Origin of the sequence: Mycoplana rhizolycopersici, assembly GCF_013378445.1 — a bacterium.
In the GTDB taxonomy this organism is placed as follows: Bacteria; Pseudomonadota; Alphaproteobacteria; order Rhizobiales; family Rhizobiaceae; genus Mycoplana; species Mycoplana rhizolycopersici.
This window is the reverse complement of the sequence record NZ_JABXYK010000011.1, coordinates 144019-169549: the sequence shown is the minus strand read 5'-3', so window position 1 is coordinate 169549 and position 25531 is coordinate 144019. Positions and strand designations below refer to the sequence as shown.

Sequence of the window (25531 nt, the reverse complement as noted above, 5' to 3'; positions counted from 1 at the left end):
GCCAGCAGAGGCTGGCGCGCTCGCGTCTTTGCAGAGGCGACCGGCGTCTCTCAGTTGATCCGGCGGCCCGTGGCGTCGTCGAAGAGATGGGTGCCGGTCGGGTTGCCGCGGACATGGACCTTTTCGCCGACGCTGATGTCCGCGTTGCGGGGGAACTCGACGGTCAGCATGCGGCTCTCGCCGATCTCGACGTAGCCGTAAGTCTGCGCGCCAAGCCGTTCGACCACCGAAAGCTCGCCCGAGAGCCAGGCCTCCTCCGGCGAACAGCGGATGAGATCTTCTGGCCGCACGCCGAGGGTGATGCTGGCCGGTTTTGCCGCAAGGGGTGCGTCCAACTGCACGGTGACGTCCTTGCCGGCGACGGTGAGCCGGGCCTCGCCATCGTTCGACGAGGCGAGCCTTGCCGGCAGCGTGTTCATCGTCGGGCTGCCGATGAAGCGGGCGACGAACAGGCTTTCGGGACGGTGGTAGAGTTCCAGCGGCGGACCGATCTGCTCGATCCGGCCGGCATTCAAAACGACGATGCGGTCGGCGAGCGTCATCGCCTCCACCTGGTCGTGGGTCACGTAGACGGTCGTCGCCTTCATCCGGTTGTGCAGCTTGGCGATCTCAAGGCGCATCTCGACGCGCAGCGCGGCATCGAGATTGGACAGCGGCTCGTCGAACAGGAAGGCCGAAGGTTCGCGCACGATGGCGCGCCCCATGGCGACGCGCTGGCGCTGGCCGCCGGAAAGCTGGGCCGGCCGGCGATCGAGAAAATTGGCAATCTTGAGGATATCGGCCGCGCCGGATACGCGCTTGTTGATCGCGTCCTCGCTCGTGCCCCGCATCTTCAGTCCGAAGGCCATGTTCTCGCGCACGCTCATATGCGGATAGAGCGCGTAGTCCTGGAACACCATGGCGATGTCGCGGTCGGACGGCGGCAGCGCGTTGACCACCTTGCCGCCAATGTCGAGGACGCCGCCGGAGATCTCCTCCAATCCGGCGATCATGCGCAGCAGTGTGGATTTTCCGCAGCCGGAAGGGCCGACAAGGACGAGAAACTCACCGCTCCGGATGTCGATGTCGACCTCGTGGATGACGTCCAGTGAACCGTAGGTCTTGCGGATCTTTCTAAGGGCGATTGCGGTCACTGCTTTCTCCTCCGAAGGCCGAAATCGGCCCTTGACCATCTTTATCGATATCAATATCAATAATGATACGAACGCCGGTTGGCAACTCCATGGAAGGCGCAATGTCCTACTTTTCGACAAGGCCGAATGCCCGCTTGATGCCCTCGAAGCCTGCGAAATCCGCGGCAGCCTTCAATGCGTTGAAGCGCGACATCATGCTGGGTGTGCTGCCGGCGGGCGCTTCTCTGACCGAGCTTGAGCTTGCGGCGCATTTCGGCTGCAGCCAGGGAACGGTGCGCGAGGCGCTGCTGCAATTACAGGAAGAGGGGCTCGTCCTGCGTCAGGGGCATCGCGGTACCCAGGTCTCCGAATGCACGGAAGATGAGGCGGTGGAGATGTTCCGCGTGCGCCGGCAGATCGAGTGCAACGGCATTCTCCGCGTGGTGCAGGCGCCGAGCCGAACTCTGTTCTCCGACCTCAATGCGCTGTTCGACGAGATGATGGATGCGGCCCATCGCGACGACGAGCTCGAGCTTGCATCGGCGGACCGCGATTTCCACCGGCGAATTTTCCAGGACGCGCGCCTGCCGGCGCTCGATCCGATCCTTCATCGCTGCCTCGTCCACAATCACCGTTTCAAGATTTCCCGCAGCACGGCGCCGCGCGACCTGGTTGCCACGGCGCAACGTCACGCGGCGATCATCGAGGCGATCGAAAGCGGCGACGTCGCCCGCGCCAACGCGGCACTGCTGCACCACATCGCAACGATCGTCGATCTCGGTCCCAGCGTGTTTCCGGATGTCGTCCAATGAGCGCGCCAGATACCCTCGATCCCACCCTCTCGCCGGAAATGGCCGCCCTGATGGCGCGAGTGGCGGCAGAGGGGCCGCAGCCGGATCCGACGCTGCTTCCAGCTGCCGAGGGGCGGGCTCTTTCCGAGCAATCCAACAAGCGCTGGAACCGCGATCTGCCGGGCATGGCTGTGGCGACCGACGTCTGGGTCGATGGGGACGCGGTACTTGGAAGCGAGCGCTGCCGGATGCGCGTCCTGATCCCGAAGGATGCGGCGCCGGGTGCGATCCTCTATGTGCACGGTGGCGGCTTCGCCTTCTGCAGCCCGCAGACGCATGAGCGATGCGCGCGGGTACTTGCCATAGAATCGGGCCTTCCGGTTCTGCTTCCCGACTACAGGCTTGCTCCGGAAAATCCCTATCCGTCCGGCTTGCTGGATGTGGTCGGCTGTCTTCGTGCGGCCTTTCCCGCAACCTCGGAAGCCGGTGTCGTCGAGGGGGCGTTGCTCGTCGCGGGTGATTCTGCCGGTGCCAACCTGGCGCTTGCCGCCCTGCTGCACGAGCAGGATGCCGGCCGGGCCGATGCCGCGGCCGGCGCGCTGCTTTTCTACGGTAACTACGCGATGGATTTCGAGACCTCGTCCTACGAGGTCTTTGCGAACGGCCCGGGGCTGACACGGGCCAAGATGCAGCGCTACTGGGCCTGGTATGGTGCCCCCGGTGCCGATATTTCCAACGACCCGCTCGCCTGTCCGCTGAAGGCAAGCGATGCGGCGCTCGCCGCCCTGCCGCCCTTGCATCTCATGGCTGGTGGCGTTGATCCCCTTCTCAGCGATACCCTGATCCTGCACCGGCGCCTTCAGGCACTCGGCCGGGCCGAGACCGTTACGGTCGTTCCGGGTGTTACCCATGGATTCTTGCAGAACACCATCGATCTGGCCGCGGCGCGGGAGGCTCTTGCCGCGGCCGGGATCGCCGCAAGGCGGATGACCGGGCGAGGCGTCTAGGCCGCGTTTACTTTTACAACGGAGGAGAACATGACCAACATGAGGAAATTCAGCATCGGCGTCGCGCTGGCGACGACGCTTCTTGCCGGCAGCGCTTCGGCCGAAACCGTGCGCTTCTGGTATCACTTCGACAACCCCGAAAACCCGATGGCGGAACTCGTCGCCAAGTTCGAGGCGGCCAATCCGGGCATCAAGATCGAAGCCGAAAACGTGCCGTGGAACAGCTACTACGACACGCTCTACACTTCGCTGGTCGGCGGCAACGCTCCGGATGCGGCGATGGTGAAGCTGTTTGCCCAGCCGCGGCTTGTGGAAATGGGGGCGCTCGAGCCGATCGGCGACAAGATCGACGCGTGGCCCGGCAAGGCCGACCTGCTCGACAACCTGCTTGAGCTGAACAAGGGTCCGGACGGCCAGCTGTACTATCTGCCTATCCAGTATGTGACGCTCTATCTCTATTACCGCACCGACCTCTTCGAACAGGCCGGCCTGAAGCCGCCGACGACCTGCGAAGAATTCCGCGATGCGGCGATCAAGCTGACCAAGGCCCCCACCACCTACGGCTTCGGCCTGCGTGGCGGCAAGGGCGGCTGGGACCAGTGGGGCGCCTTCGTGCTTTCGCAGGGCGGCGAGCTGAAGCCGGGTGGCCTGACCAACGAGAAGGCGGTTGCGGCCAACCAGTGGCTGATCGACCTGTTCCAGAAGGACAAGGTCATTCCGCCTTCTGCGCCGAACGACGGCTTCCAGGAAATCACCGGCGCCTTCAAGGCCGGTACGACCGCGATGACCATCCACCACATCGGTTCGTCCAACGACATGGTCAAGGCGCTCGGCGACAAGGTCTCGGCGGTGCAGGTACCGGAGTGCGGCGGCAACCGCTGGACGTCCTATGGTGACGAGTCGCTGGCGGTCTTCTCCGCTTCCGAAGCGAAGGACGCGGCCTGGAAGTGGATTTCCTTCCTCGCCGAGGGTGAAAACAACGTCGCTTTCAACAAGGCGACCGGCCAGATGACCGTGACCAAGAGCGGTTCGGAAAACTGGAACCTGCATGAGCGCCGCTTCGTCGACGCCACCGTGCAGTCGCTGCCCTTCGCCCATGTGCTGCCGCAGACGCCCGCGACGTCCGAATTCGTCAACACCGCCTGGCAGACGGCGATGCAGCAGGCGCTGACCGGCCAGATCACCTCGCAGCAGATGATGGAGCAACTGGAAGCGCTCTTCGCCCAGTAAGCGCGTTTGTTGCGCCTCTCCCACCCGCCGGCGTCAGGGCGGGTGGGAGGACCATTCCCGCCGAGATGGCAAGGAAGTGAATTTCGATGTCCGTTATAACCTCGTCCCCCGCCACCGATGTTGCAATTCCAGCACCCTGGAGCTCGCGGCTGATGCCGTACATGCTCTTGGCGCCGGCGGTGCTCGTCACGGTGTTCATCGTCTTCATGCCGATGGTGCAGGCGGTCGTGACCAGCTTCTACGATCTGATCCTGTGGAAGCCGAATGCCAGCCGCTTCGTCGGCTTCGGCAACTACGTGAAACTGTTCGCCGATCCGGTCTTCTGGACGGCCCTGTGGAATACCGCCATCTGGATCGGCCTGACGGTGCCGCTGCAGATGGGGCTAGGGCTCCTCACCGCACTGCTTTTGAACCGCGAATTCCCCTGGCGCGGCCTTGCGCGCGCACTGATCATCATTCCCTGGGCGCTGCCGAGCGTCGTGATCGCGCTGATGTGGCGCTGGATCTACGATCCCAACACCGGCGTCCTGAACGACATCCTGATCTACCTGTCGATCGTGCAGAGCGCGGTTCCGTGGCTCGCCGATCCCAATCTCGCGCTCTATGCCGTGATCGCCACCCTGACGTGGCAGGGTTTCCCGTTCTTTGCGGTGATGATCCTCGCCGGTCTGCAGGGAATCCCGAAGAGCCAGTACGAGGCCGCCTCGATCGACGGCGCATCCTCCTGGCGGCAGTTCGTCCACATCACGCTGCCGGGGATTGCGCCCGTGCTTGCCACGGCGGGGCTCCTGCGCGTCATCTGGGTCGCCAATTCCATGGACGTGATCTTCGTCATGACAGGCGGCGGTCCGGGTTATGCGACCCACACGCTGCCGCTCTATGCCTTCGTGCGCGCCCGGCAGAACCTCGACTTCGGTTACGGCACCGCGATCGCCGTCACCTTCACCATCCTTCTCGGCGCGATCGTCGCCGTCTATCTGGCCCGCACCATGCGCGAGGTTGAGCGATGAACAAGCCAAGCACCGCACGCCGTATCCTGACGACAGACCTGCCGGTCCTGATCATCGTCCTCTTCGCGATGGCGCCGTTCGCCTGGATGGTGCTGACCTCGCTGACACCGACGGCGGCGCTGAACGCGACCGGCGTATCGGTCTCGCCGGCCGGCTGGAGCCTCGACAACTATGTCCGCCTGCTGGAGCAGACCTCGTTCCTCGGCAACATGATGGACAGCCTGATCATCGCCGGCGGCACGGTCATCCTGGGGCTGGCTGTCGCCGTGACCGCGGCCTACGCCTTCTCGCGCTTTCGCTTTGCCGGCCGCAAACTACTGATGCTGCAGTTCCTGCTGATCAACATGTTCCCGGTCGTGCTGCTGATCCTGCCGTTGTTCGTACTGATGAAGAACGTCGGCATCCTCGACACGCATTTCGGCCTCATCCTCGCAAATGCGACGGTGGCCATCCCGTTCGCGGTCTGGATGCTGACGAGCTATGTCGGAGCGATCCCGAAGAGCCTCGACGAGGCGGCGATGATCGACGGCTGCTCGCGGCTGACGGCGCTGCGCCGGGTGGTGCTGCCGCTGACGATGCCCGGCATCATCTCCACCGGCATCTACATCTTCATTACCGCCTGGAACGAATATCTCTACGCGCTCACGCTCGGCGGGCGGAACGTGCGCCCGGTCACGGTCGCGATCCAGACGCTCATCGGCGAATACCAGATCGAATGGGGTCTGCTCGCAGCCGGCGCCGTCGTAGGCGCCATGCCGGCCACGATACTTTTCCTCCTCGTCCAGCGCCGCCTGATCGGCGGGCTCACGCAGGGCGCGGTCAAGGGCTGATGTTGATCCAACTTGTTGCGTCCGCGGTTCCGGACGCAAGACCGCCAGGCACTTCTGCTGGCAATGCTTTAGAAAGAGGACTGACCATGAACCCCGTCGGGTTGATATCCATGCAGTATGCGCGGCCGTTCACCGCCGAGCATTTCCCGCTGTTTTCCGAAATGCGAAGGCTCGGCTACGATTTCGTCGAGCTCCTCGTGCCCGAGCCGGGTGAGCTTGATCTGGCCGACACGAAGAAGGCGCTCGAAGATGCCGGCCTGTCGGTCGTGCTCGCCGCGCGCGTCAACCTGCAGCGCAACCTTTCCTCCGACGATCCGGCCGCCCACCGCGCCGGCGTCGACTACCTGAAATATGCCGCAGACTGCGCAGCGGCGCTCGGCTGCAAGATCGTCGGCGGCCCGCTGACCGGCAACCCTCTGGTCTTCGCCGGCCGCCCGCCGCAGCCCGTCTCCGAAGAGGAACGGCTGGCGCGCAAGGCCCGCTGCGTCGCAGGCCTGAAGGAAGCCGGCGACCATGCGCAGAAGCTTGGCGTCATCCTGGCGGTCGAGCCGCTGAACCGCTTCGAAAGCGACGTCCTGTGCACCACGCAGCAGGCGATCGAACTGCTCGACGCCGTCGATCATCCAGCCGTCCAGCTGATGCTCGACACCTTCCATATGCACATGGAAGAGGCTTCCATCGCCGAAGCGATCCGGCTTGGCGGCAAGCGCGTCGTCCATTTCCAGGCGAACGAGAACCACCGCGGCTTTCCCGGCACCGGGGCCACCGACTGGGTGGAGGTTTTCCGCGCCCTGCACGAGATCGGCTACGAGGGCCCGGTTTCGCTCGAGCCTTTCCGCCGCAACGACGACCGCTTCGGCGTTCCTTTCGCGCAGTGGCGCCCGCCGCACGAGGACGAAAGCGCTCGGCTTTCGGCTTCTGCTGAATTCATCAAGTCCCACATCCTGCTTACGGAATATCGTCGATGACACTGAAAATCGGTTGGATCGGGTGCGGCATCCACGCGACCCAGATGCTGTTGCCCCAGCTCGTTCGCCATGACGTCGAACTGGTCGCCCTTTGCGATATCGACGCCAAGCGTCTGGCGTCCGCCGGCCGCCAGTTCGGCGTGTCCAAGCTGACGAGCGATGCGGAGGAACTGATCCGCACCCCCGGCATCGATGCCGTGGGCATGGCGGTCGGTCCCGACCAGCACCTGGCCTTCGGCAAGATGGCGCTGGAGCGCGGCCTGCCGGTGTTCATGGAAAAGCCGCCGTCGGGCAGTGCGGCGGGGGCGCGTGAGTTGCGGGCGGCGTCGGAAAAATCGGGCAAGCCGCTGCTCGTCGGTTTCATGAAGCGCTATTCGGCCGGCAACAAGATCGCCGGAAACATCCTGCGGTCGGGCCGCTTCGGCGATGTGCTGGGGCTGACCGGCTACTACATGACGGCGCCCGGCTATTTCGTCGGCAATGTCGACTATACCGGCTTCTTCCTGCACCACTGCGTCCACTACATGGACCTCGTCTCGTTCTTCGTGTCGCCGGTGAAGAAACTGACGGCACGCAAGGTGGAGAAAGAGCCCGGCAAGGTGCTGTTCCACGTCAATTTCGATTTCGAATGCGGCGCGATCGGCACGATCGCGATGGGCACGATCCAGTCGCGCGGCGCGCCGGTCGAGCGCATCGAGATCATGGGCGATCACCAGCGCATCGAGGTCGACAACGTCATCGACGTGCGCTGGAACCGCAATCCGCCGTTCAAGGTGGACGACCCGTCGGCGACGCTGTCCGACAGCGTCGACAGCCTGACCTGGAAGCCGAACTTCACCGCTGCGGCCAACGAGGACCCCAAGGGCTATTTCTCGCTGCTGGCAGACGTCGTTCCGGCACTTGGTGGCGCCGAGACCCCCGCACCGACGATCCATGACGGCGTCATCGCCATGGAACGCCTCGAAACGTTGCGGCGCGAGCTTGCGCTCTAGCATACCGATGGCGCTCGTGTACTGATCACGTAGACGCATGAACCGGATCGTGGCGGCGGGCTTAATTGGCCGGCCGTCACCTTCCTAGAGAATCCCGGTGAAACCCGGTTCACCGGGATTGCTCCAGGAGCTTGTTATGACCGCATTATCGGACGCCGAAGCGATGCCGCTTCGGCTGGAAAAGCTCTTGAGAGAGACAGGCAGCTCATGAAAACTCCCGTCATCCAGTTCGGCACCAGCCGCTTCCTGCAGGCCCATGCCGACCTGTTTCTTTCCGAGGGGACGCCGGCCATGGCGGTCACGGTCGTGCAGACCTCGGGCGATCCGGCGAGGGCAGGGCGGCTTGCGGCACTTGCAGCGCCGGAAGGCTATCCGGTGCGGGTGCGCGGCCGGCAGGACGGCAAGGTGATCGACGAGACGCGGCAGGTCACCTCCGTCAAGCGCTGCCTGTCGATGGCTGGCCAATATGACGAGGTTCACCGGGTCTTCGTGGAGGAGGCCGAATACGTCCTCTCCAATACCGGCGATTCCGGCTACGAGGGCAGGCCGGAAGATCGTGAGCCCGACTTCTCGCCGGCAATGAGCTTTCCGGCAAAACTCTACCATCTCCTTGCCGCGCGGCATGCCGCCGGTGCTGCGCCGCTGACCATCCTGCCGATGGAGTTGATCGCCGACAACGGCAAGGTGCTGCGCGGTCTCGTCGGCGCGCTCGCACGGAACAACGGTGCGCCTGCCGACCTCATCCGCTACATCGGGGAGGAGACCGTCTGGGCGTCCAGCCTTGTCGACCGGATCGTTTCGGCACCGATCGAGCCGGCGGGGGCTGTGGCGGAGCCCTATGCGCTCTGGGCGATCGAACGCACGCCCGGGCTCGTTGCGCCGACGCAGCATCCTTCGATCCAGCTTGTCGATGATCTGAAGGAAATCGAGACGCTGAAGCTGCACATCCTCAACCTCGGCCACACAGCGCTCGTCGACATGTGGCAGCGGCAGGGCGCCCCGGCCGATGCCGTCGTGCGCGCGTTCATCGCGGTTCCCGACGTGGAAACGGAGCTTGCCGCGATCTTCGAACACGAAGTCCTGCCGGCCTTTGCCGCACTTGGCCGCAAGGACGAAGCGAAGGCCTATCTGGCGACGACGATGGAGCGCTTCGCCAATCCCTTCCTCGACCACAAGCTTTCGGACATCGCCCAGAACCATCGCCAGAAGGTCGAGCGGCGGATCGAAGCATTTATCAAGCTTGCGAGGGACGCCGGCTATGGTGCCGGCATGCCGAGGCTGTCGGCAATAGTGGATCGCAGCCAGGCGGTCTGAGCCTTCCGGTGTCGGTGCCGTCCTATTTGCTGCTCTCGCGCGGTGCCGACCGGAAAATCTGCACAAGCCGCTTGCGGAAGACGAATGCCAGTGCGAGCAGAAGGCCGCATGGAACCGCGACCGCCACAACAAGATGGTGGGGCAGCGGCAACCGTCCGAGAAGATGTTCGGCCCCCTGGCCGAACACGTAGCCGACCCCGGCGAACAGCGGTCCCCAGAGGCATGCGGCAAGTGCGTTCAGCGCCACGAACCGGGCGGTCGGGATTTTCGTGGTGCCGATCGCGATCGGGCTGATCGTGCGAAGGCCGTAGATGAAGCGGAACGAGAAGACGAATCCGTTCGGATGGCGTTCCAACAGCCGCTGTACCGACGCGATCGCAGGCTTTGCGAGGATGCGCCGGACCATGGCGCTGGTGCGGGCATAGCGGCCGGTCAGAAAGAACAGCTGGTCGGCGATGAACGACCCGATCGCCGCCGCGACCGCCACCTGCCAGAACGACAGGTAGCCGCGGTGAGCCAGCACGCCGCCGATGACTACCGCAGTCTCGCCTTCCACGCCTGCGCCAAGGAAGACGGCAAGCGTTCCATATTTTTCGATCAGCAGTTCCAGTGACAAATGCAGGAGCCTTTCCGCGCGTTGAGTGTCCGGGGTGACAGCGGCGCTATCCTTCCAGGATCAGCAGGAGATAGGTGATGAACAGGGTGAGATGCACGGAACCCTGCATCAGGTTCGTGCGCCCGCTGGCAAACGTGATCATGCTGACGGCGAGCGTCAGGATCAGCATGACCATTTCCGAGCGGCCGAGGCCCAGGGTGATCGTGTGGCCGGTGAGGTGGCTGATCGCCAGCATCACGGGAACCGTCAGGCCAATGGTGGACAGCACCGAACCGAGAAAAATATTGACCGCCCGCTGCAGCCGGTCGGCGATGGCGGCGCGCACAGCACTGATGGCTTCCGGCGTTGCGACCAGGACGGCCATGATCACGCCGCCAAGCGCTGCTGGCGCACGTATCGTCTCGATAAGATAGTCGATGGGGCTTGCCAGATGCTCGACCAGGTAGACGACCGGCGCCATGTAGGCAAACAGCAGTATTACGTGGACAGCTACGGGGTGTCCGGAGGGGGCGTGCTGCGGGCCGTGGTCCTCGCTACCGTGGCGCTGCGTGAAATAGACCCTGTGCCGTCCCGTCTGCAGCAACAGGAACGTACCGTAGAGCACCAGCGACATGAACACGAGCACTGTCTGGTGCAGCGACGAAATCGCAGGGCCGTAAGCGGCGGGCTGGAACTCCGGCAGGACGAGGCTGAGCGTCGCCAGCGGGACGATGAGCCCGAGATAGGCGTTGGCGCCCTGCAGGTTGTGGCGTTGTTCGGGCCGCCGCCAGGCGCCAAGCAGGAGCGACAGCCCGACCATGCCGTTCAGGATGATCATGATGACGGCGAACAGCGTGTCTCGGACCAGCGTCGGGTTGTTGTCGCCGTGGAACATCACGGACGAGATCGCCACCACCTCGATCGTGGTTATCGTCAGCGTCAGGATCAGCGTGCCGAAGGGTTCTCCCAGGCGATCGGCCAGTTCGTCCGCATGCCTGACGACGGATAGGACCGCTCCGAGGATGACTGCGAAGAGGGCGGCGAAAACGAGTGCGAGACCCACGGGATGGGAAAGCCAGGCCGAAAACGTGTCGCCATAGGCATAGAAGGCTGCGGCAGCGAACAGGCTGACCGGCAAGAGGCGTTCCTCGCGGGCAAGGCGCGCCAGCGTCGATTTCTGCGGCGTGGCATCGTGTTGCATCAAGGTCTATCCGGCCAAATTCAGCTACGAGGGCTTATAGCAAAACCCGTTCCACAATCATGTCTGCGATCGGAATGGCGGAAGTGGCCGCCGGCGACGGCGCGTTGCAGACGTGCAGCATGCGGTCGGTGGCGGCAAAAAGGAAGTCGTGCACGAGCGTGCCGTCGCGCCTGACGGCCTGGGCGCGGATGCCGGCCCGGTGTGGCAGCAGGTCCGCAAGTTCCAGGCCGGGGCAGTATTTCCGGCATTCCTCCAGATAGCCGCGCTTCCACAGCGAGTTGCGCATCTCGACGAGGGCCGATTTCCTGTTGCCGAGCAAGGTTTTCCAGAATCCCGGGAAGAGGGCGTAGTCGACAACGTCGCCGGGGGAGAGGGAAAGGTGGCCGTAGCCTTCGCGCGCAAAGCCCAGGACGGCATTCGGGCCGACGGTGACGCTGCCGTCGATCATGCGCGTCAGGTGGATGCCGAGAAAGGGGAGGTCCGGGTCTGGGATCGGATAGATCAGGTGGCGAACGATGCCGCTCTTTTCGTCGGGCAGGCGGTAATATTCGCCGCGGAAGGGAACGATGCGGTGGTCGATCGGCAGCCCCGCGAGGCGGGCGAGCCGGTCCGACTGCAGCCCCGCGCAGGCCACAAGCTTGCGTGCCTGCCAGCTTTCTCCGTCGGATGAGATCGACACGGTATCTGCCGTTTCCCTTATTGCACTGACGCGGGTGCCGAGCCGGATCTCGCCGCCCCGGGCCGCGATGATCCGGCCCATCGCCCGGCAGACTTCGGCGTAGCTTACGATGCCGGTGGACGGCACGAACAGGGCGCCGAGGCCGGCGATGTTCGGCTCGCGCTCGCGCAGTTCGCCCTCGCTGATCCGGTGAACCTCGATGGCGTTGCTTTGCGAGCGCTCCAGAAGAGCCTCCATGCGCTTCGCCTCCAGCGGGTTGGTCGCGACCAGAAGCTTGCCGCAGACCTCGAAGGCAATGTCGTGCTCGGCGCAGAAGTCCTTTGTGGCCTGCGCACCCTTGCGGCAGAGTTCCGCTTTCAGGCTGCCGGGCGGATAGTAGATACCGGCGTGGATGACGCCGCTGTTGTGCCCGGTCTGGTGCAGGCCGAGCGCGTCTTCCTTTTCGATGAGGACGAGGCTCGCGCCGGGCCGGGCCTCCAGAAGCTGCATCGCCGTGGCAAGCCCGACGATCCCTCCGCCGATGACGCAATAGTCGTAGAGCATTTTCGAACTCTTCTCCCAGGACGGAATCGCAGCCTGGCGCATGCGCAACCAAGATAGCCGAAACATGGGTTTGCGGGAGGGGGGAGCCGGCAAAGAAGCCGGAGACCTTCGGATGAGCAGCGGTACGCCCCTACCAAGCGTGAGGTAGGCGCGGCCCACCGGACGTTCAGCCGCCCGGCCGGGTCAGGATGAAGAGCGCCGGGCCGGCCATGGCGAGGGCAACCATGGCGGCAGTCTGGGTGCTCGCGCCGCTCAAAAGCAGGAAAGTTGCATAGCTCGCGGCGATCATCGCAAGCGCTGTGGCTTTCGCGCGCGGCGCGATGGCGCCCTTCTCGCGCCAGCGGCGAAGCGGCGGGCCCAGTTGCGGATGGTTTACCAGCCATGTCTCGAAACGCGGCGAGGAACGCGCGAAAAGCGCGGCCGCCAGAAGCAGAAACGGCGTCGTGGGCAGCAGCGGCAGGAAGATGCCGACCACGCCCAGCGCGACCATAAGCCAGCCCAGGCAAAGACAGAGTATACGTAGCGGCAGTTTCATCGGCTTCCGGCAAGGTGGGTGCATGGGGGCAGGCCGTTGATAGCATGGCGGCGCCGAGGCAGACAGCCGTCTCATGGCCGGTCGCATCTTCGGTTGCATCGCTCCTATATGGCCACCGCCGGCGCAGGGATCTGTTCAGCGTGGGTTAACCATGACCGGCGGCTTTTCAGCCGGGTGTAGAACCGTTGAGATTTTGCGCGCGGCGGCCGAGCAATTCGTCTTCCCAATCGATATGTTCACGACTACTCTTTTCCGCGGTGCCTAAAAGGAACCTTTCTGTCTGTGCGGGGACATTGCATGCGGATTACGGGTCTTCTGGTCGCAGTCATAACATCCTGCGCTTTAGCCGGGCTTCTGCCCGCAGGGGCAGCAAGGGCGCAGCAGGCGCCGCCGCCTGCCGTCGTGGTCGTCCCCGCCAAGATCATGGACCTGCGCGAAAGCGTTGACCTGACCGGGCGTCTGGTGGCCATTCAGCGGGTCGATATCCGCGCCCGCGTTTCCGGCTTCCTGGAATCGGTGGATTTCAAGGAAGGGCAGAAGGTGAAGGCCGGCACGCTGCTCTACAGCGTCGAGGACGGGGCCTATCAGGCCGCCCTGCAGGAGATCGTCGGCTCGATACAGTCTGCGGAAGCGCAGCGCGATCTGGCAATCATCGAGCGCGACCGATCCAACCGGCTGCTTGCCAGCAACACGGTGCCACAGTCCCAGGTCGACATCGCCAACGCACAGGTGAAGAAGTCCGAGGCGGATCTCGTCCGGTTGAACGGCAGCAAGGCACAGGCCGAGCTGAATCTGTCCTACACGAAGATCACCGCACCGTTCGACGGCATCGTGGGCTTGACCGCCGTCGACGTTGGCGCGCTCGTCGGGCCGGACAGCGGCGCACTGACGACGCTGACGCGCCTTGATCCCATCTATGCCGAATTCTCGGTCGCAACCGCCATGTACCTGACCTATCAGGAGCAAGTGCGCAGTGGCCAGATCTCGCCGGGCGCCAATGTCCGCATCATCCTGCCGAACGGCGTGGAATATCCGTCCAAGGGCACCATCAATTTCGTCTCCAGCAATGTCACGCAGGGCACGGATACCGTTACGATCCGTGCGCAATTCCCCAATCCCGACGGGCTGCTGCTCGACGGATCGCTCGTGCGCGTCGAGCTGGAGCAGTCCAACAAGCAGGACGTACTCGCCATTCCGCAGGAGGCCGTGCAGCGCGATCAGCAGGGCGCCTTCGTCATGGTCGTCGGGGCCGATTCCAAGGTGGAGCTTCGCCGGGTCGACATTTCCCGGTCCTCGCGTGGCTTTTCCGTTGTCGCCTCCGGGCTGAAGGACGGGGAAACGGTCATCACCGATGGCATCGGCAAGGTGCGGCCGGGCATCGTCGTCGACGCTGCCGTCGCCCCTGCAGCAGGTGGCTGATCGATGATTTCGGAAATCTTCATCGATCGCCCGCGTTTTGCCGCCGTCATTTCCATCGTCCTGACGCTGGCAGGGCTGATCGCGATGACACAGCTCCCCGTTGCGCAGTTTCCGGATATCGTTCCGCCGCAGGTCAGCGTCAGCGCCAGCTATTCCGGTGCCGGCGCCGACGTCGTTGAGGCGACCGTCGCCCAGCCGATCGAAAGCAAGGTCGTCGGCGTCGACAACATGCTCTACATGAAGTCCACCAGCGGCGCGGACGGTTCCTACAATCTGACCGTCACCTTCGCCGTCGGCACGGACCCCGACATCGCCACCGTGAACGTGCAGAACCGCGTGTCGCTCGCCGAGGCGGGACTGCCCTCGGAGGTCAAGCAATCCGGCGTCAGCGTGCGCAAGAAGTCGTCCGCGCTGATGCAGGTGATCACCATCTACGGCGAGGAAGGCAAGGACTTCGACAATCTGTTTTTGTCGAACTACGCCACCATCAATCTGCTCGATACGATCAAGCGCGTGCCTGGCGTGGGCGACGCGTCGCTGTTCGGCGCGCAGGACTATTCCATGCGGATCGTGCTGAACGTCGACCGCCTGACGAGCCTTGAGCTTACGCCCACGGACGTGGTCAACGCGCTGCGTGCGCAGAACGTACAGGCTGCGATCGGGCGCATCGGCGCGCAGCCGATGACGGACGATCCCCTGTTCCAGCTGAATCTGCAGACGCAGGGGCGCCTGAGCGACCCCTCGCAGTTCGAAGACATCGTGCTCCGCGCCGAGCCGGATGGTTCCTTCGTGCGCGTCCGTGACGTGGCCCGGGTGGAGCTCGGGGCAGCCAGCTCCGATTCGACCGCGCGCTTCAACGGCCGGCCGGTCGCCATGATCGGCACCTACCAGGCGCCGGGCGCCAATGCGCTGGCCGCTGCGCGCGGCGTCAACGAGGCGATGGAGCGGCTCTCCAAAGGGTTTCCCGACGGGCTGAAATACCAGGTCTCCTACGACACGGCCCAATTCGTCGAGGCAAGCGTCGAGAATGTCGAGCACACGCTGATCGAGGCCTTCGTGCTCGTCATCATCGTCGTGTTCCTGTTTCTTGGAAACTGGCGGGCGGCACTCATCCCGCTGATCGCTGTTCCCGTCGCGCTGATCGGCACCTTCGCAATCATCCTTGCGCTCGGGTTTTCGCTCAACACCGTCTCGCTGCTGGCGCTCGTGCTGGCGATCGGCATCGTCGTGGATGACGCGATCGTGGTGGTCGAGAACGTCGAGCGGGTGATGGAGGAGAACCCCGGCATGCAGGCGGCCGAGGCCGCGCGGCTGGCGATGGGGGAAATCACCGGCGCGATCGTCGCCATCACGCTCGTGCTGCTGTCGGTGTTTGTCCCCGTCGCCTTCATCCCGGGACTGAGCGGGCAGCTGTTCCAGCAATTCGCCGTCGCCGTATCCGTCTCCATGGTGCTGTCGGCCATCAATGCGCTGACGCTCAGCCCGGCGCTCTGCGCGATCCTGCTGAAGCCGCATCACGGGCCGAAGCGGGGCATCCTCGGCTATATTTCGCGCGGCATCGACAGGGGACGCGACGGCTATGCCTTCGTCGCCGGCCATATCGCGCGGCGGGCCGTGATCGGGCTGGTGCTGCTGGCGGTCGCCGCAGGCGCTGCCGGCTGGCTGTTCCGCATCGTGCCGACCGGCTTCCTGCCGGCGGAAGACCAGGGGGCGTTCTTCACCGAGATCCGCCTGCCCGAAGGCGCGTCGTTCAACCGGACGGATGCGGTCGTGAAGCGGGTCGAGACCATGCTCGGCGAGATCGAGGGTGTCGCCAACGTCATTACCGTCAGCGGCTACAGCTTCCTCGACGGACTTGCGAAGTCGAGCAGCGGCTTTGCGGTGGTGACGATGAAGCCCTTCGCCGACCGGACGACCGCTGCGGCCTCCGTCGACGCGGCCGTCGCGACCGCGATGGCGAAGGGATCGGCGATCCGCGAGGCGCAGGTCTTCGCCTTCAACCTGCCGCCGATCATGGGGCTTGGAACCGGCTCTGGCTTCGAGTACCAGCTGCTCGACCTGCAGGGGCGGTCGCCGGCGGAGCTTGCCGAGACGGCGCGCGGCCTTATCATCGCCGCCAACCAGAACCCGCTGCTCGGCCCGACCTTCACCACCTATTCGGCAAGCTCGCCGCAGCTCTATCTGGATCTCGACCGCGACCGGCTGCAGGCGCTCGGCGTCTCGGTCAGCGACCTGTTCGCCACCCTCCAGGGCACGCTCGGCTCCTTCTATATCAACGACTTCAACCTCTATGGCCGAAGCTGGCGCGTGACGATGCAGGCAGCAGAGGCCGACCGGCGCTCGGTCGCCGACATTTCGCGGCTGCACGTGCGCAACGCGCAGGGCCAGATGGTGCCGGTGGCATCCGTTGCAAGCGTTCGCTACATCGTCGGGCCGCAATCCATCGTGCGCTACAACAACTATCGTTCGATAACGCTGAACGGGCAGCCCGCGCCGGGCGTTTCCTCCGGCCAGGCGCTGCAGGCGATGGAGGCCGTGTCGGCCGCGACACTGCCGCCGGGCTACAGCTATGAATGGACGGGCACGGCGCTGCAGGAACTGGAGGCGGCCGGCAAGACCACGACGATCCTCGCGCTCGCCGTGCTGTTCGCCTATCTGTTCCTCGTAGCCCTTTACGAGAGCTGGATGATCCCGGTCCCCGTCCTGCTTTCGGTCATCGTCGGTGTGGTCGGAGCGCTGGTTTCCATCCTGGTCGCCGGCCTATCCTTCGACATCTACGCGCAGATCGGCCTTGTGGTGCTGATCGCGCTCGCCTCGAAGAACGCGATCCTGATCGTGGAATTCGCGAAATTCCGGCGCGAGAAGGGGGAGAGCATCGTCGATGCGGCAATCGACGGCGCGCGCACCCGCTTCCGCGCCGTCATGATGACGAGCTTCGCCTTCATCGTCGGTCTGGTTCCGCTGGTCACGGCGCAGGGGGCGGGCATGCTCAGCCGCCGTGCTGTGGGTACCGGCGTCGCCGGCGGCATGCTGGCCGCCTCGCTCGTCGGCATCTTCCTGATCCCGGCGCTGTACGTGACGTTCCAGTGGCTGCGCGAACGGGCGCATCGCCTTGCCGGCATCGGCGGGGCTGCCCCTGCGCCGGAAGCAGCCAGCCAACCGACCACGCCTGCGGGCCATGACAAGGCAGCACAGTAGAACTGCGGCGATGGCACGCGGGGGGATACGACCGATCCTACGAAGGCTGCGGATCGGCCGATGCGATGTCGCTCTGCCCGGACGACACGGACTGGAGCATTTCCGTTGGGGCCGTGGGGTGACAGTCACCACCGGGAGCGATCTATCCCATTGTTTCTCGCAATTCCGGACGCAGAACCGCTTCGTACTTCTACCCGAATTGCCTCAGTAGCGGCCGAGGCCGAGGTCGGCGGTTTCAATCTCGGGTGCCCTTCCGCTGACGAGATCGGCCAGCACGCGCCCCGAGCCGCACGCCATGGTCCAGCCGAGCGTGCCGTGGCCGGAATTGATGTAGAGGTTTTTGAACTTCGTCGCCCCGATGATCGGCGTTCCGTCCGGGGTCATCGGCCGCAGGCCCGACCAGAAGGTCGCCTTCGACTGGTCGCCCGCGCCGCCGAACAGATCCTCGACGGAATGCTCGAGCGTGGAGCGGCGCGCCGGCGGCAAATCGTTGTTGAAGCCTGCGATTTCCGCCATTCCGCCGACGCGGATGCGGTCACCGAGCCGTGTGATGGCGATCTTGTAGGTCTCGTCCATGATGGTGGAGACGGGCGCGCGGCTTTCGTCGACGATCGGCACGGTAATCGAATACCCCTTCACCGGATAGATCGGCGCGACCAGGCTGAGCGGCTTCAACAGGACCGGCGTGTAGCTGCCCAGTGCTGCGACGAACATGTCCGATTCAATGAAGGCATCGGAGGTCATCACGCCCGTGACACGGTCCCCGAGGTGCTTCAGGCCGCGGATGTCGACGCCGAACCGGAAGCGCACGCCAAGCGCCTCGGCATGGCTCTGCAGGATGTTGGTGAACTTGAAGCAGTCACCGGTCTCGTCGTTGGGCAGGCGCAGGCCGCCGACAATCTTTTCCCGCACGCGCGCCAGTGCCGGTTCGGCGGCAATGCAGCCAGCGGGATCGAGCACCTCGAAGGGGACGCCGTCGGCGCGCAGCACCTCCACATCCTTGCCGATTCCGTCGAGCTGCTTCTGCGTGCGGAAGAGCTGGAGCGTGCCCTGCGTGCGATGGTCGTAGGAAATGCCGGTTACCTCGCGCAGCGCGATCAGGCAGTCTCGGCTGTATTCGGCCAGGCGCACCATGCGGCCCTTGTTGGTGGCGTAGCGGGCGCTCGTGCAATTGGCGAGCATTGCCATCATCCAGCGCCAGGTGGCGGCGTCTGCCATCGGCCGGATGATCAGCGGCGCATGCTTCATGAAAAGCCACTTGACCGCCTTCTGCGGTATGCCGGGTGCTGCCCAGGGTGAGGCGTATCCGGGCGAAATCTCGCCGGCGTTGGCGAAGCTGGTCTCCAGCGCCGGGCCGGGCTGCCGGTCGAGCACCGTGACCTCGTGGCCCTGCTTGGCGAGATAATAGGCGGACGTCACGCCGACGACGCCGGCGCCCAGAATGGTGATTTTCATGACTGCCCCTCGATTGCTCTTGTCTTGACGTTCAGCGGTACTCGCGGTGGTAGCGGTTGCCGAGAGACGTCAGGATTTCATAGGAAATGGTGCCGGCGTCGGCTGCGATCGCCTCCAGCGGCTGCTGCGGGCCGATCATCTCCACCAGGCTGCCGAGCTTCAGGGTGCCCGGCGGCAGGGCGCTGATATCGATGGTCATGCTGTCCATGGAGACGCGCCCGACGATCGGCAGGCGCACGCCGTCGTGATAGGCCGCACCGCGGTCGCTCAGGCTACGCGGCAGGCCATCGGCGTAACCGGCGGCGATCGTCGCCAGCCGCGTTTCCTTCGTCGTCTGATGCGCGCCGCCGTAACCGACGCGACTGCCCGCCGGCACGGTGCGCGTCTGCACCACCCGGACGTCGAGCCTTACGACCGGCTTCACCGCAATGCCGGGCACGTCCGACGGCACCCCGCCGAAGAGCGCGATGCCGGGGCGGGCAAGGGCGCCGTGAAAATCACTCCCCAGGAAGATGCCGCCGGAGTTTGCAAAGCAGAGCGGAAGTTTCGGGAAGAGCCCGGACGCGCCGCGCAGGGCTTCGAGCTGCTCGCCGTTCTGCTTGCTGGTGTTCTCGTCGGCGCTTGCGAGATGGCTCATGAGATAGAGAAGATCCACGCCCTTCAGCAGGGCGGAGTCGTCAGCAAGGGCCGCCATCTCTTCTGGCGGCAGGCCGAGCCTCGACATGCCGCTGTCAATCTGCAGGATGGCGGGCAGGGCGTCGCCGCGCGAGACCGCCGTCCGCGACCAGTTCTCAACCTGATCGAGCGAATTGAGCACCGGAATGATGCCGAGATCGGCGCATCGGCGCTCGGCGCCGGGCTGCAGGCCGTTCAGCACGAATATCCGCGCATCCGGCTCGACGAACGTCTTCAGGCGGACAGCCTCGCCGAAATGGGCGACGAAGAAATCGCGGCAACCGGCATCGTAAAGGACAGGGGCAACGCGGCTGGCGTCGAGCCCGTATGCATCGGCCTTGACCACGGCTGCCACGGGGACGGGGGCTGTGCGCTGCAGCAGCAGGTGGTAGTTATGCTCAAGCGCGCGCAGGTCGATCGTCAGGTATCCTGACGCGCCGTCACGGCTGGAAATCTCGTATGTATGCGTGTTCATGGCCCATCCCTCGATACGGGATCAGGCTATTGAAAGAATCGAGCGCTTTTCTTCGAATTCGTGCTTTGATATTCGAATGATGAGAAAAAGACGAAATTTTCTGCGGCAAAACGAAAGATTCTGCATGAAGGGCCTGGATGCCATCGACCGCAACATCATCCGCCTGCTGCGGCTGAACGCGCGCATCACCAATGCCAAGCTCTCCGAGGAGGTCGGGCTGTCGCCTTCGGCATGCCTCAGGCGCATCAGCCTGCTGGAGCAGACCGGTGTCATTCGCGGCTATACGGCGCTGATCGGCAGCTCGGAAGGTGACAGTCCGATCGCCGTAATCATCAACATCACGCTGGAGCGACAGACGGAGGAGCATCTCAATCGCTTCGAAAACGCCGTCCGGCGCCACCCGGAAATCCAGGAGTGCTACCTGATGACCGGCGGGTCCGACTACCTGCTGCGGGTCGAGGTGCAAAGCGCCGGCGAGTTCGAACGCATCCACAAGGAAATCCTCGCCAAGCTGCCGGGCGTCCTGCGTATCCATTCGAGCTTTTCCATCCGCAACGTGCTGGCGGCGAGAGGTGTACAGCGCTGACGTCGCACAACGGGAGACGGAGCGGACGCCTGCGCGCCTGACAGCCGGCGCAACTACGCCTGCGCGCCCTCCAGGCTCCGGTCCGGCCTGGCGGGCTGGCGGGACTGGGGCTTGGCCTCGCGCACGAGACGGATTTCCCGGGTGAACAGCGCCTTGTCCGGCAGCACACGTCCCAGGCTGACGACGGTGGAGCCTTGCAGTTCGGTCTCAAGGATCGACAGGACGCGGCGCAGCGTTGTCGGGTCCATGGTCTCCAGCACCTCGTCCAGCACGAGCCAGTGCGGCTTGTGCAGGAGCGCTCGTGCGAAGGCCAGCAGCCGTTCGTCGTCGTCGCTGAGTTCGCGGTCCCAACGCGCCTCGGTATCGAGCAGGGGCGCCATGCGCTGCAAACCGACCCGGGCCAGCGCTTCGATCAGCTGGGTGTCCGTGAAGGTATCGGTCTGAGGATAGGACAGCACGTCGCGCAGGCGGCCGGGCGGCATGTAGGGCGTTCGCGGCAGGAAGGTGATCGCCTCGCCCTTGGGAAGGCCGACGCGACCGCTGCCGAGTGGCCAAAGTCCCGCCAGGGCACGGAACAGCAGCGTCTTGCCAGTGCGCGGCTCACCGGTGATGACGACGCGCTCACCGGCGCCGATCTCGATGTGCGGCTCGTCGAAGTGGGTGCGGCCGCTGGGTGAGGCGACGTCCAGCCGGTCGAGCGTCAGTCGGTTGGAGTCGTTCAGCACGAACTCGATGTGGCCTTCCGCGTCGTTGAGCGCATCGGTGGCGATAAGCGCGCTGCGGAAGGAAGTGATGCGGTGAAGCGTCGCGCGCCAGTCGGTGATCGCGCCGATGTTGGCGACGAACCAGCGCAGCGAGCTGTGCACTTGGTTGAAGGCGCCGACCGCCATCATCAGGCCGCCGAAGCTTATGTGCCCGGAAAAATAGACGGGGGCGGCCACGAGGATCGGTGCCACCACCGTAACCCAGCCATAGCCGTCGACGACCCAGGCAAGGTTGATCTGGGCGCGGAAGATGTTGCGGAGCGCGGTCAGAACCGAACCGAGGTCGTTGTCGAGCTTCTGCCGCTCACCCGTCTCGCCGCCGGCCAGCGCGATCGAATCGATATGTTCGTTGACGCGCATCATGGTGAAGCGCAGCGCTGCTTCTCGATTGTAGCGCTCTCCGTTCAGCTCGATGAGCGGCCGGCCGACACGCCAGCTGAGCAGGGAGGCCGAGCCGGCATAGATGATCGCCGCCCAGACCATGTAGCCGGGGATGTCGATCGTCCGCCCGCCGATCTCGAACATGAAGCCTTCGGAGAGCGACCACAGCACGCCGACGAAGGAGACGAGCAGGATGGAGGACTGCAGCAGGCCGAAGGCCAGGTCGGTCGTCAGATCGGCGAGATGTCCGGCGTCTTCCTGCATGCGCTGATCCGGATTGACGCCGATCGCACCGGCGTTTGCAAGGCGGAACGCCCGGCGCGGACGCATCCATTCGCAGATCAGGTCGCGGGTCAGGCCTTCGCGCAGTTTCAGCCGGAAACGCTGGTTCAGCCATTGCTGCAGGATGTTGAAAACCAGCATGCCGCCGGCGATCGCCGCGAAGATCTTCAACTGGTAGAAAAAGGCATCGACATTGCGCCGTTCGATCGCGTCGTAGAAGGGCTGGTTCCAACGGTTGAGCACGATCTGGCCGAGTGCTGTGGCCACGACGACCAGAAAGCTGCCGGCGGAAATGAGGAGGAGCGTGCGAAAGACCGGGGAACGCGTGTAGATTCGCCGCATCGTCATCAATTGCGACCAGAGACCTTCGCTCTTCACACCTGCCGCAGGCAGGCCGTTGGTGCCGTTCTGGGCGGAAACGTTGGCCATGGCTGGCTCCTTCCTATGCGGGAATCACCTTCCCGCATTTCCCGGGCCGGCAATGCGGATACTGGAGCACCGACGGGAAAAAACGGCAAGGTCGCCACGAGACACGCTCTGTCATGGGCGAAAATGCGGCGTGAGCGCCCGCTCGATCCGGAATATTCGCTGCACGCATGATGAAATCCAGTGATTTGGTGGAAAATTGCGCAAAGCCGCCCTGTACGGGATGGATTTTTCGCTCGTGGCTCCGCCTAATAAATGACCGTTCTTTGCCTTGTTGTTGGGCATTTGCAATTAAATGGGTGAAATTGGCGGCGATCCTCCCAAGCGCCGCCCGAACATCGAAAGCAGGTACATCCATGAGCAAATCCGTTTCGCAGCTTGTCGAGCGCGCCCGGTTCACCCGCCGCTTCGGCCTTTCCCTCGTGCTGGCGGCTTCGGTCGCAGCCTTTGCCGGCGCGTTGATGCCGCATCCTGCCGCTGCCGAAGACAAGGCGAACGTCAAGGTCGGCATCATGAGCGGTGAGGACGAGGACATCTGGCGCGTCGTCGCTGCGGAAGCGGAGAAGAAGGGGCTGACGGTCGAGGTCGTCACCTTCAACGACTACACCCAGCCGAACGAAGCGCTGGAGCGCGGCGAGATCGACGCCAACGCCTTCCAGCACGGCCCGTATCTCGAAAACCAGATTCAGGCGCATGGCTACAAGATCAAGGTGGCAGGATACACCGCCGTCTGGCCGATTGGCGTCTATTCGAAGAAATTCAAGAGCATTGCCGAACTTCCCGAAGGGGCCGTGATCGGCGTGCCGAACGATCCTTCCAACGAAGGCCGCGCCCTTCTCGTCCTGCAGGATGAGGGCGTCATCAAGCTCAGGGACGGCGCAGGCATTCTGGCTACCATCGTCGATGTTGCCGAGAATCCGAAGAACGTGGTGCTCAAGGAGCTCGATGCCGGCATCGTCGGCCGCTCCGTCGAGGATCTGGACGCGGCCGTCGTCAACACGGACTGGGCGCTGAAGAGCGGACTGGCAATCGAAGACCGCATCGCCCAGGAGAAGATCGCCGACAATCCCTACCGCAACTTCATCGCCGTTCGCGAGGCGGATCTGGCCGAGCCGTGGGTCAAGACGCTGGTTTCCTCCTACCAGAACGATACGGTCAAGGCAGAGTTCGACCGCGTCTACAAGGGTACCGGCACCGTCGCCTATTGACCTTTTCCCCTCAAGGACCTGAACATCAGGCGGCCTGCGGCGCTTTCGGCGCTGCAGGCCGCCGCGCCATTGAATATGGCGGAAAGGAACTGCCATGACGTCCCAATTCCCGCCGGCCGGCCAAGCAGAGCAGGGCGAGAGCCGGCGCGAAGCCGTCGTACGCCTGTCCGGCGTCCATCGCCATTTCGGCGACACGCCGGCCATCGACGGTGTTTCGCTGACCGTGCACAAGGGGGAAATTCTCGGTCTGATCGGTCGCAGCGGCGCCGGTAAGTCGACCCTCATACGCTGCCTGAACGGCCTTGAGCGACCCGACCGCGGTTCGATCAAGATCGAAGGGCGCGAAATCACCGGCCTGAGCGAGGAGCAGCTTCAGCCGCTGCGCCGGCGTATCGGCATGATCTTCCAGCATTTCAATCTGCTGTCGGCAAAGACGGTCGAGGAAAACGTAGCCCTGCCTCTCAAGATCGAAGGCTGGGCCATGGAGAAGCGGCTTGCGCGGGCTGCCGAACTGCTGGATCTCGTCGGTCTTTCCGGCAAGGCCAAAAGCTACCCTGCAGCGCTTTCCGGCGGTCAGAAGCAGCGTGTCGGCATTGCGCGGGCACTTGCCGCCGGGCCGGCGCTGCTGCTCTCGGACGAGGCGACCTCGGCGCTTGATCCGGAGACGACAGCGGCGATCCTGGAACTCTTGAAGGACATCAACGCCAAGCTGGGCCTGACGATCCTGTTGATTACCCACGAGATGGAGGTGATCCGCAGCATCGCCGACCGCGTCGCCGTGATCGATGCGGGGCGCATCGTGGAGGAGGGGCCGGTGTGGTCCGTCTTCGCCAATCCGCGCACGGCGATCACCCAGAGCCTGCTGTCTGGCATCCGCCCGCATCTGCCGCAGCATGTGGCAGCGCGGCTTGTAAGCGAGCCGGTGGGAGAAGTGGTCCTGGGCGTCGATCTCTCCGGCCCCGATGCCGGTGTCCTGCTGGCCGGACTTTCTGGCGCGCTCGCCGGCGGCTTCCGCCTGATCCATGGCGGGGTCGAGCATATCCAGCAGCAGTCCGTCGCCCGCTTCTTTCTCGGCATTCCGCCAGCATCGGACGGTCCGGCACGGGCCGTCGCCTATCTCGAGCGCCAGGGCGCCAAAGTGGAGGTACTGGGCCATGTCCCCGGTCATGATTGAGCTCTTCATCCGCTCGTTCTTCGAAACCGTCGTGATGACGGTCGCATCGGGGGCCATCTCGCTGGTGGCGGGCCTGCCGCTCGGCCTGGCGCTCGTCGCCACGGCAAAGGGCGGCATTGCGGAAAACCTCTGGATCAACCGCTTTCTCGGCGCGATCGTCAACGGTTTCCGCTCGGTTCCCTTCATCATCCTGCTGGTGGCGCTGATCCCGGTCACCCGCTTCATCGTCGGCACGTCGATTGGCATGTGGGCGGCGATCGTTCCGCTCTCGATCGCGGCGACGCCCTATTATGCCCGCATGGCGGAGGTCTCGCTTCGCGAAGTGGATCGCGGCTTGATCGAGGCGGTGCGTGCGATGGGCGGGAACCGGTGGACGATCGTGCGCGAGGTGCTGGTGCCCGAAGCCCTGCCGAGCCTCGTTGCAGGCTTCACCGTGACGCTGATCACGCTCATCGGCGCCTCCGCCATGGCGGGTGCGATCGGGGCGGGCGGGCTCGGCGATCTCGCCATCCGCTACGGCTACCAGCGCTTCGAAACGACTGTGATGGTCGCGGTCGTCGCCGTGCTGATCGTTCTGGTCTGCGCCATCCAGTGGGCCGGCGACCGGCTCGTCCTGAAACTGGACCACAAGCACTAAATTAACGCTTCGATGGGGCTTCTGATCCTGATGTCTTCGTCCGG

The 25531-nt window shown here is 64.5% G+C and carries 23 protein-coding genes; 14 read left to right on the top strand and 9 right to left on the bottom strand.

What is annotated here, in order from left to right; genetic code table 11:
- Positions 1 to 50: 50 nt before the first annotated feature.
- Positions 51 to 1133, bottom strand: a complete 1083-nt coding sequence (locus tag HV823_RS18235) for a sn-glycerol-3-phosphate ABC transporter ATP-binding protein UgpC (RefSeq protein WP_176951163.1) — start codon at positions 1131 to 1133, stop codon at positions 51 to 53.
- A gap of 101 nt (positions 1134 to 1234) precedes the next feature.
- Here HV823_RS18235 and HV823_RS18230 point away from each other — a divergent pair, with 101 nt between their 5' ends.
- The 8 genes from HV823_RS18230 to HV823_RS18195 all read left to right on the top strand — a co-directional run bounded on the left by HV823_RS18230 (position 1235) and on the right by HV823_RS18195 (position 9254).
- Positions 1235 to 1924: a GntR family transcriptional regulator gene (locus tag HV823_RS18230; RefSeq protein WP_176951162.1), complete on the top strand. Its 690-nt coding sequence runs from the start codon at positions 1235 to 1237 to the stop codon at positions 1922 to 1924.
- A complete protein-coding gene (locus HV823_RS18225; RefSeq protein ID WP_176951161.1) occupies positions 1921 to 2910 on the top strand; it encodes an alpha/beta hydrolase fold domain-containing protein in 990 nt (329 codons plus the stop codon). Before HV823_RS18230 ends, HV823_RS18225 begins: the two co-directional genes overlap by 4 nt.
- Before the next feature lie 30 nt (positions 2911 to 2940).
- Positions 2941 to 4140 carry an ABC transporter substrate-binding protein gene (locus tag HV823_RS18220; RefSeq protein WP_210270844.1) on the top strand — a complete coding sequence of 400 codons (1200 nt, stop codon included), beginning with the start codon at positions 2941 to 2943 and terminating at the stop codon, positions 4138 to 4140.
- A gap of 86 nt (positions 4141 to 4226) precedes the next feature.
- On the top strand, positions 4227 to 5150 hold the full coding sequence (locus HV823_RS18215; RefSeq protein WP_176951160.1) for a carbohydrate ABC transporter permease: 924 nt from the start codon (positions 4227 to 4229) through the stop codon (positions 5148 to 5150).
- Positions 5147 to 5980 (top strand): carbohydrate ABC transporter permease, encoded by an 834-nt coding sequence (locus HV823_RS18210; protein WP_176951159.1) that lies wholly within the window; start codon positions 5147 to 5149, stop codon positions 5978 to 5980. The genes HV823_RS18215 and HV823_RS18210 overlap by 4 nt, the downstream gene beginning before the upstream one ends.
- A gap of 86 nt (positions 5981 to 6066) precedes the next feature.
- Complete coding sequence (locus tag HV823_RS18205) at positions 6067 to 6948, top strand: sugar phosphate isomerase/epimerase family protein (RefSeq protein ID WP_176951158.1); 882 nt, start codon at positions 6067 to 6069, stop codon at positions 6946 to 6948.
- A complete protein-coding gene (locus tag HV823_RS18200) occupies positions 6945 to 7940 on the top strand; it encodes a Gfo/Idh/MocA family protein (RefSeq protein WP_176951157.1) in 996 nt (331 codons plus the stop codon). Before HV823_RS18205 ends, HV823_RS18200 begins: the two co-directional genes overlap by 4 nt.
- Before the next feature lie 207 nt (positions 7941 to 8147).
- On the top strand, positions 8148 to 9254 hold the full coding sequence (locus HV823_RS18195; RefSeq protein WP_176951156.1) for a mannitol dehydrogenase family protein: 1107 nt from the start codon (positions 8148 to 8150) through the stop codon (positions 9252 to 9254).
- Between the two features lie 22 nt (positions 9255 to 9276).
- On the opposite strand, the gene HV823_RS18190 is transcribed toward HV823_RS18195, so the two are convergent.
- The 4 genes from HV823_RS18190 to HV823_RS18175 form a co-directional block, all read right to left on the bottom strand.
- Positions 9277 to 9870, bottom strand: coding sequence for a DedA family protein (locus HV823_RS18190; RefSeq protein ID WP_176951155.1), 594 nt, complete (start codon positions 9868 to 9870; stop codon positions 9277 to 9279).
- Between the two features lie 46 nt (positions 9871 to 9916).
- Positions 9917 to 11050, bottom strand: a complete 1134-nt coding sequence (locus HV823_RS18185) for a calcium:cation antiporter (protein WP_176951154.1) — start codon at positions 11048 to 11050, stop codon at positions 9917 to 9919.
- Positions 11051 to 11084: 34 nt separating this feature from the next.
- Complete coding sequence (gene lhgO / locus HV823_RS18180) at positions 11085 to 12272, bottom strand: L-2-hydroxyglutarate oxidase (protein ID WP_176951153.1); 1188 nt, start codon at positions 12270 to 12272, stop codon at positions 11085 to 11087.
- A gap of 166 nt (positions 12273 to 12438) precedes the next feature.
- Positions 12439 to 12807 carry a YbaN family protein gene (locus tag HV823_RS18175; RefSeq protein ID WP_176951152.1) on the bottom strand — a complete coding sequence of 123 codons (369 nt, stop codon included), beginning with the start codon at positions 12805 to 12807 and terminating at the stop codon, positions 12439 to 12441.
- 297 nt (positions 12808 to 13104) lie between these two features.
- On the opposite strand from HV823_RS18175, the gene HV823_RS18170 reads away from it, so the two are divergent.
- Both HV823_RS18170 and HV823_RS18165 read left to right on the top strand, forming a co-directional pair.
- Positions 13105 to 14226, top strand: coding sequence for an efflux RND transporter periplasmic adaptor subunit (locus tag HV823_RS18170; protein WP_176951151.1), 1122 nt, complete (start codon positions 13105 to 13107; stop codon positions 14224 to 14226).
- 3 nt (positions 14227 to 14229) lie between these two features.
- On the top strand, positions 14230 to 17424 hold the full coding sequence (locus HV823_RS18165; protein WP_176951150.1) for an efflux RND transporter permease subunit: 3195 nt from the start codon (positions 14230 to 14232) through the stop codon (positions 17422 to 17424).
- Between the two features lie 204 nt (positions 17425 to 17628).
- On the opposite strand, the gene HV823_RS18160 is transcribed toward HV823_RS18165, so the two are convergent.
- Positions 17629 to 18879 carry a D-amino acid dehydrogenase gene (locus tag HV823_RS18160; protein WP_176951149.1) on the bottom strand — a complete coding sequence of 417 codons (1251 nt, stop codon included), beginning with the start codon at positions 18877 to 18879 and terminating at the stop codon, positions 17629 to 17631.
- Between the two features lie 31 nt (positions 18880 to 18910).
- Entirely contained in the window at positions 18911 to 20029 is a 1119-nt protein-coding gene (alr, locus tag HV823_RS18155; protein WP_176951148.1) for an alanine racemase, read from the bottom strand.
- A 124-nt stretch (positions 20030 to 20153) separates the two neighbouring features.
- Here alr and HV823_RS18150 point away from each other — a divergent pair, with 124 nt between their 5' ends.
- Complete coding sequence (locus tag HV823_RS18150) at positions 20154 to 20615, top strand: Lrp/AsnC family transcriptional regulator (RefSeq protein WP_097141084.1); 462 nt, start codon at positions 20154 to 20156, stop codon at positions 20613 to 20615.
- 53 nt (positions 20616 to 20668) lie between these two features.
- On the opposite strand, the gene HV823_RS18145 is transcribed toward HV823_RS18150, so the two are convergent.
- On the bottom strand, positions 20669 to 22471 hold the full coding sequence (locus HV823_RS18145) for an ABC transporter ATP-binding protein/permease (RefSeq protein WP_176951147.1): 1803 nt from the start codon (positions 22469 to 22471) through the stop codon (positions 20669 to 20671).
- Between the two features lie 13 nt (positions 22472 to 22484).
- Positions 22485 to 22826 (bottom strand): hypothetical protein, encoded by a 342-nt coding sequence (locus HV823_RS18140; protein WP_176951146.1) that lies wholly within the window; start codon positions 22824 to 22826, stop codon positions 22485 to 22487.
- Between HV823_RS18140 and HV823_RS18135 the strand changes: the two genes are divergently transcribed.
- From HV823_RS18135 to HV823_RS18125, 3 genes are all read left to right on the top strand, one after another.
- Complete coding sequence (locus HV823_RS18135) at positions 22825 to 23676, top strand: MetQ/NlpA family lipoprotein (RefSeq protein WP_176951145.1); 852 nt, start codon at positions 22825 to 22827, stop codon at positions 23674 to 23676. The two genes, HV823_RS18140 and HV823_RS18135, sit on opposite strands and share 2 nt — an antisense overlap.
- Positions 23677 to 23770: 94 nt before the next feature.
- Positions 23771 to 24850, top strand: a complete 1080-nt coding sequence (locus HV823_RS18130; protein WP_176951144.1) for a methionine ABC transporter ATP-binding protein — start codon at positions 23771 to 23773, stop codon at positions 24848 to 24850.
- Entirely contained in the window at positions 24831 to 25487 is a 657-nt protein-coding gene (locus HV823_RS18125; RefSeq protein WP_176951143.1) for a methionine ABC transporter permease, read from the top strand. The genes HV823_RS18130 and HV823_RS18125 overlap by 20 nt, the downstream gene beginning before the upstream one ends.
- Positions 25488 to 25531: the final 44 nt, after the last annotated feature.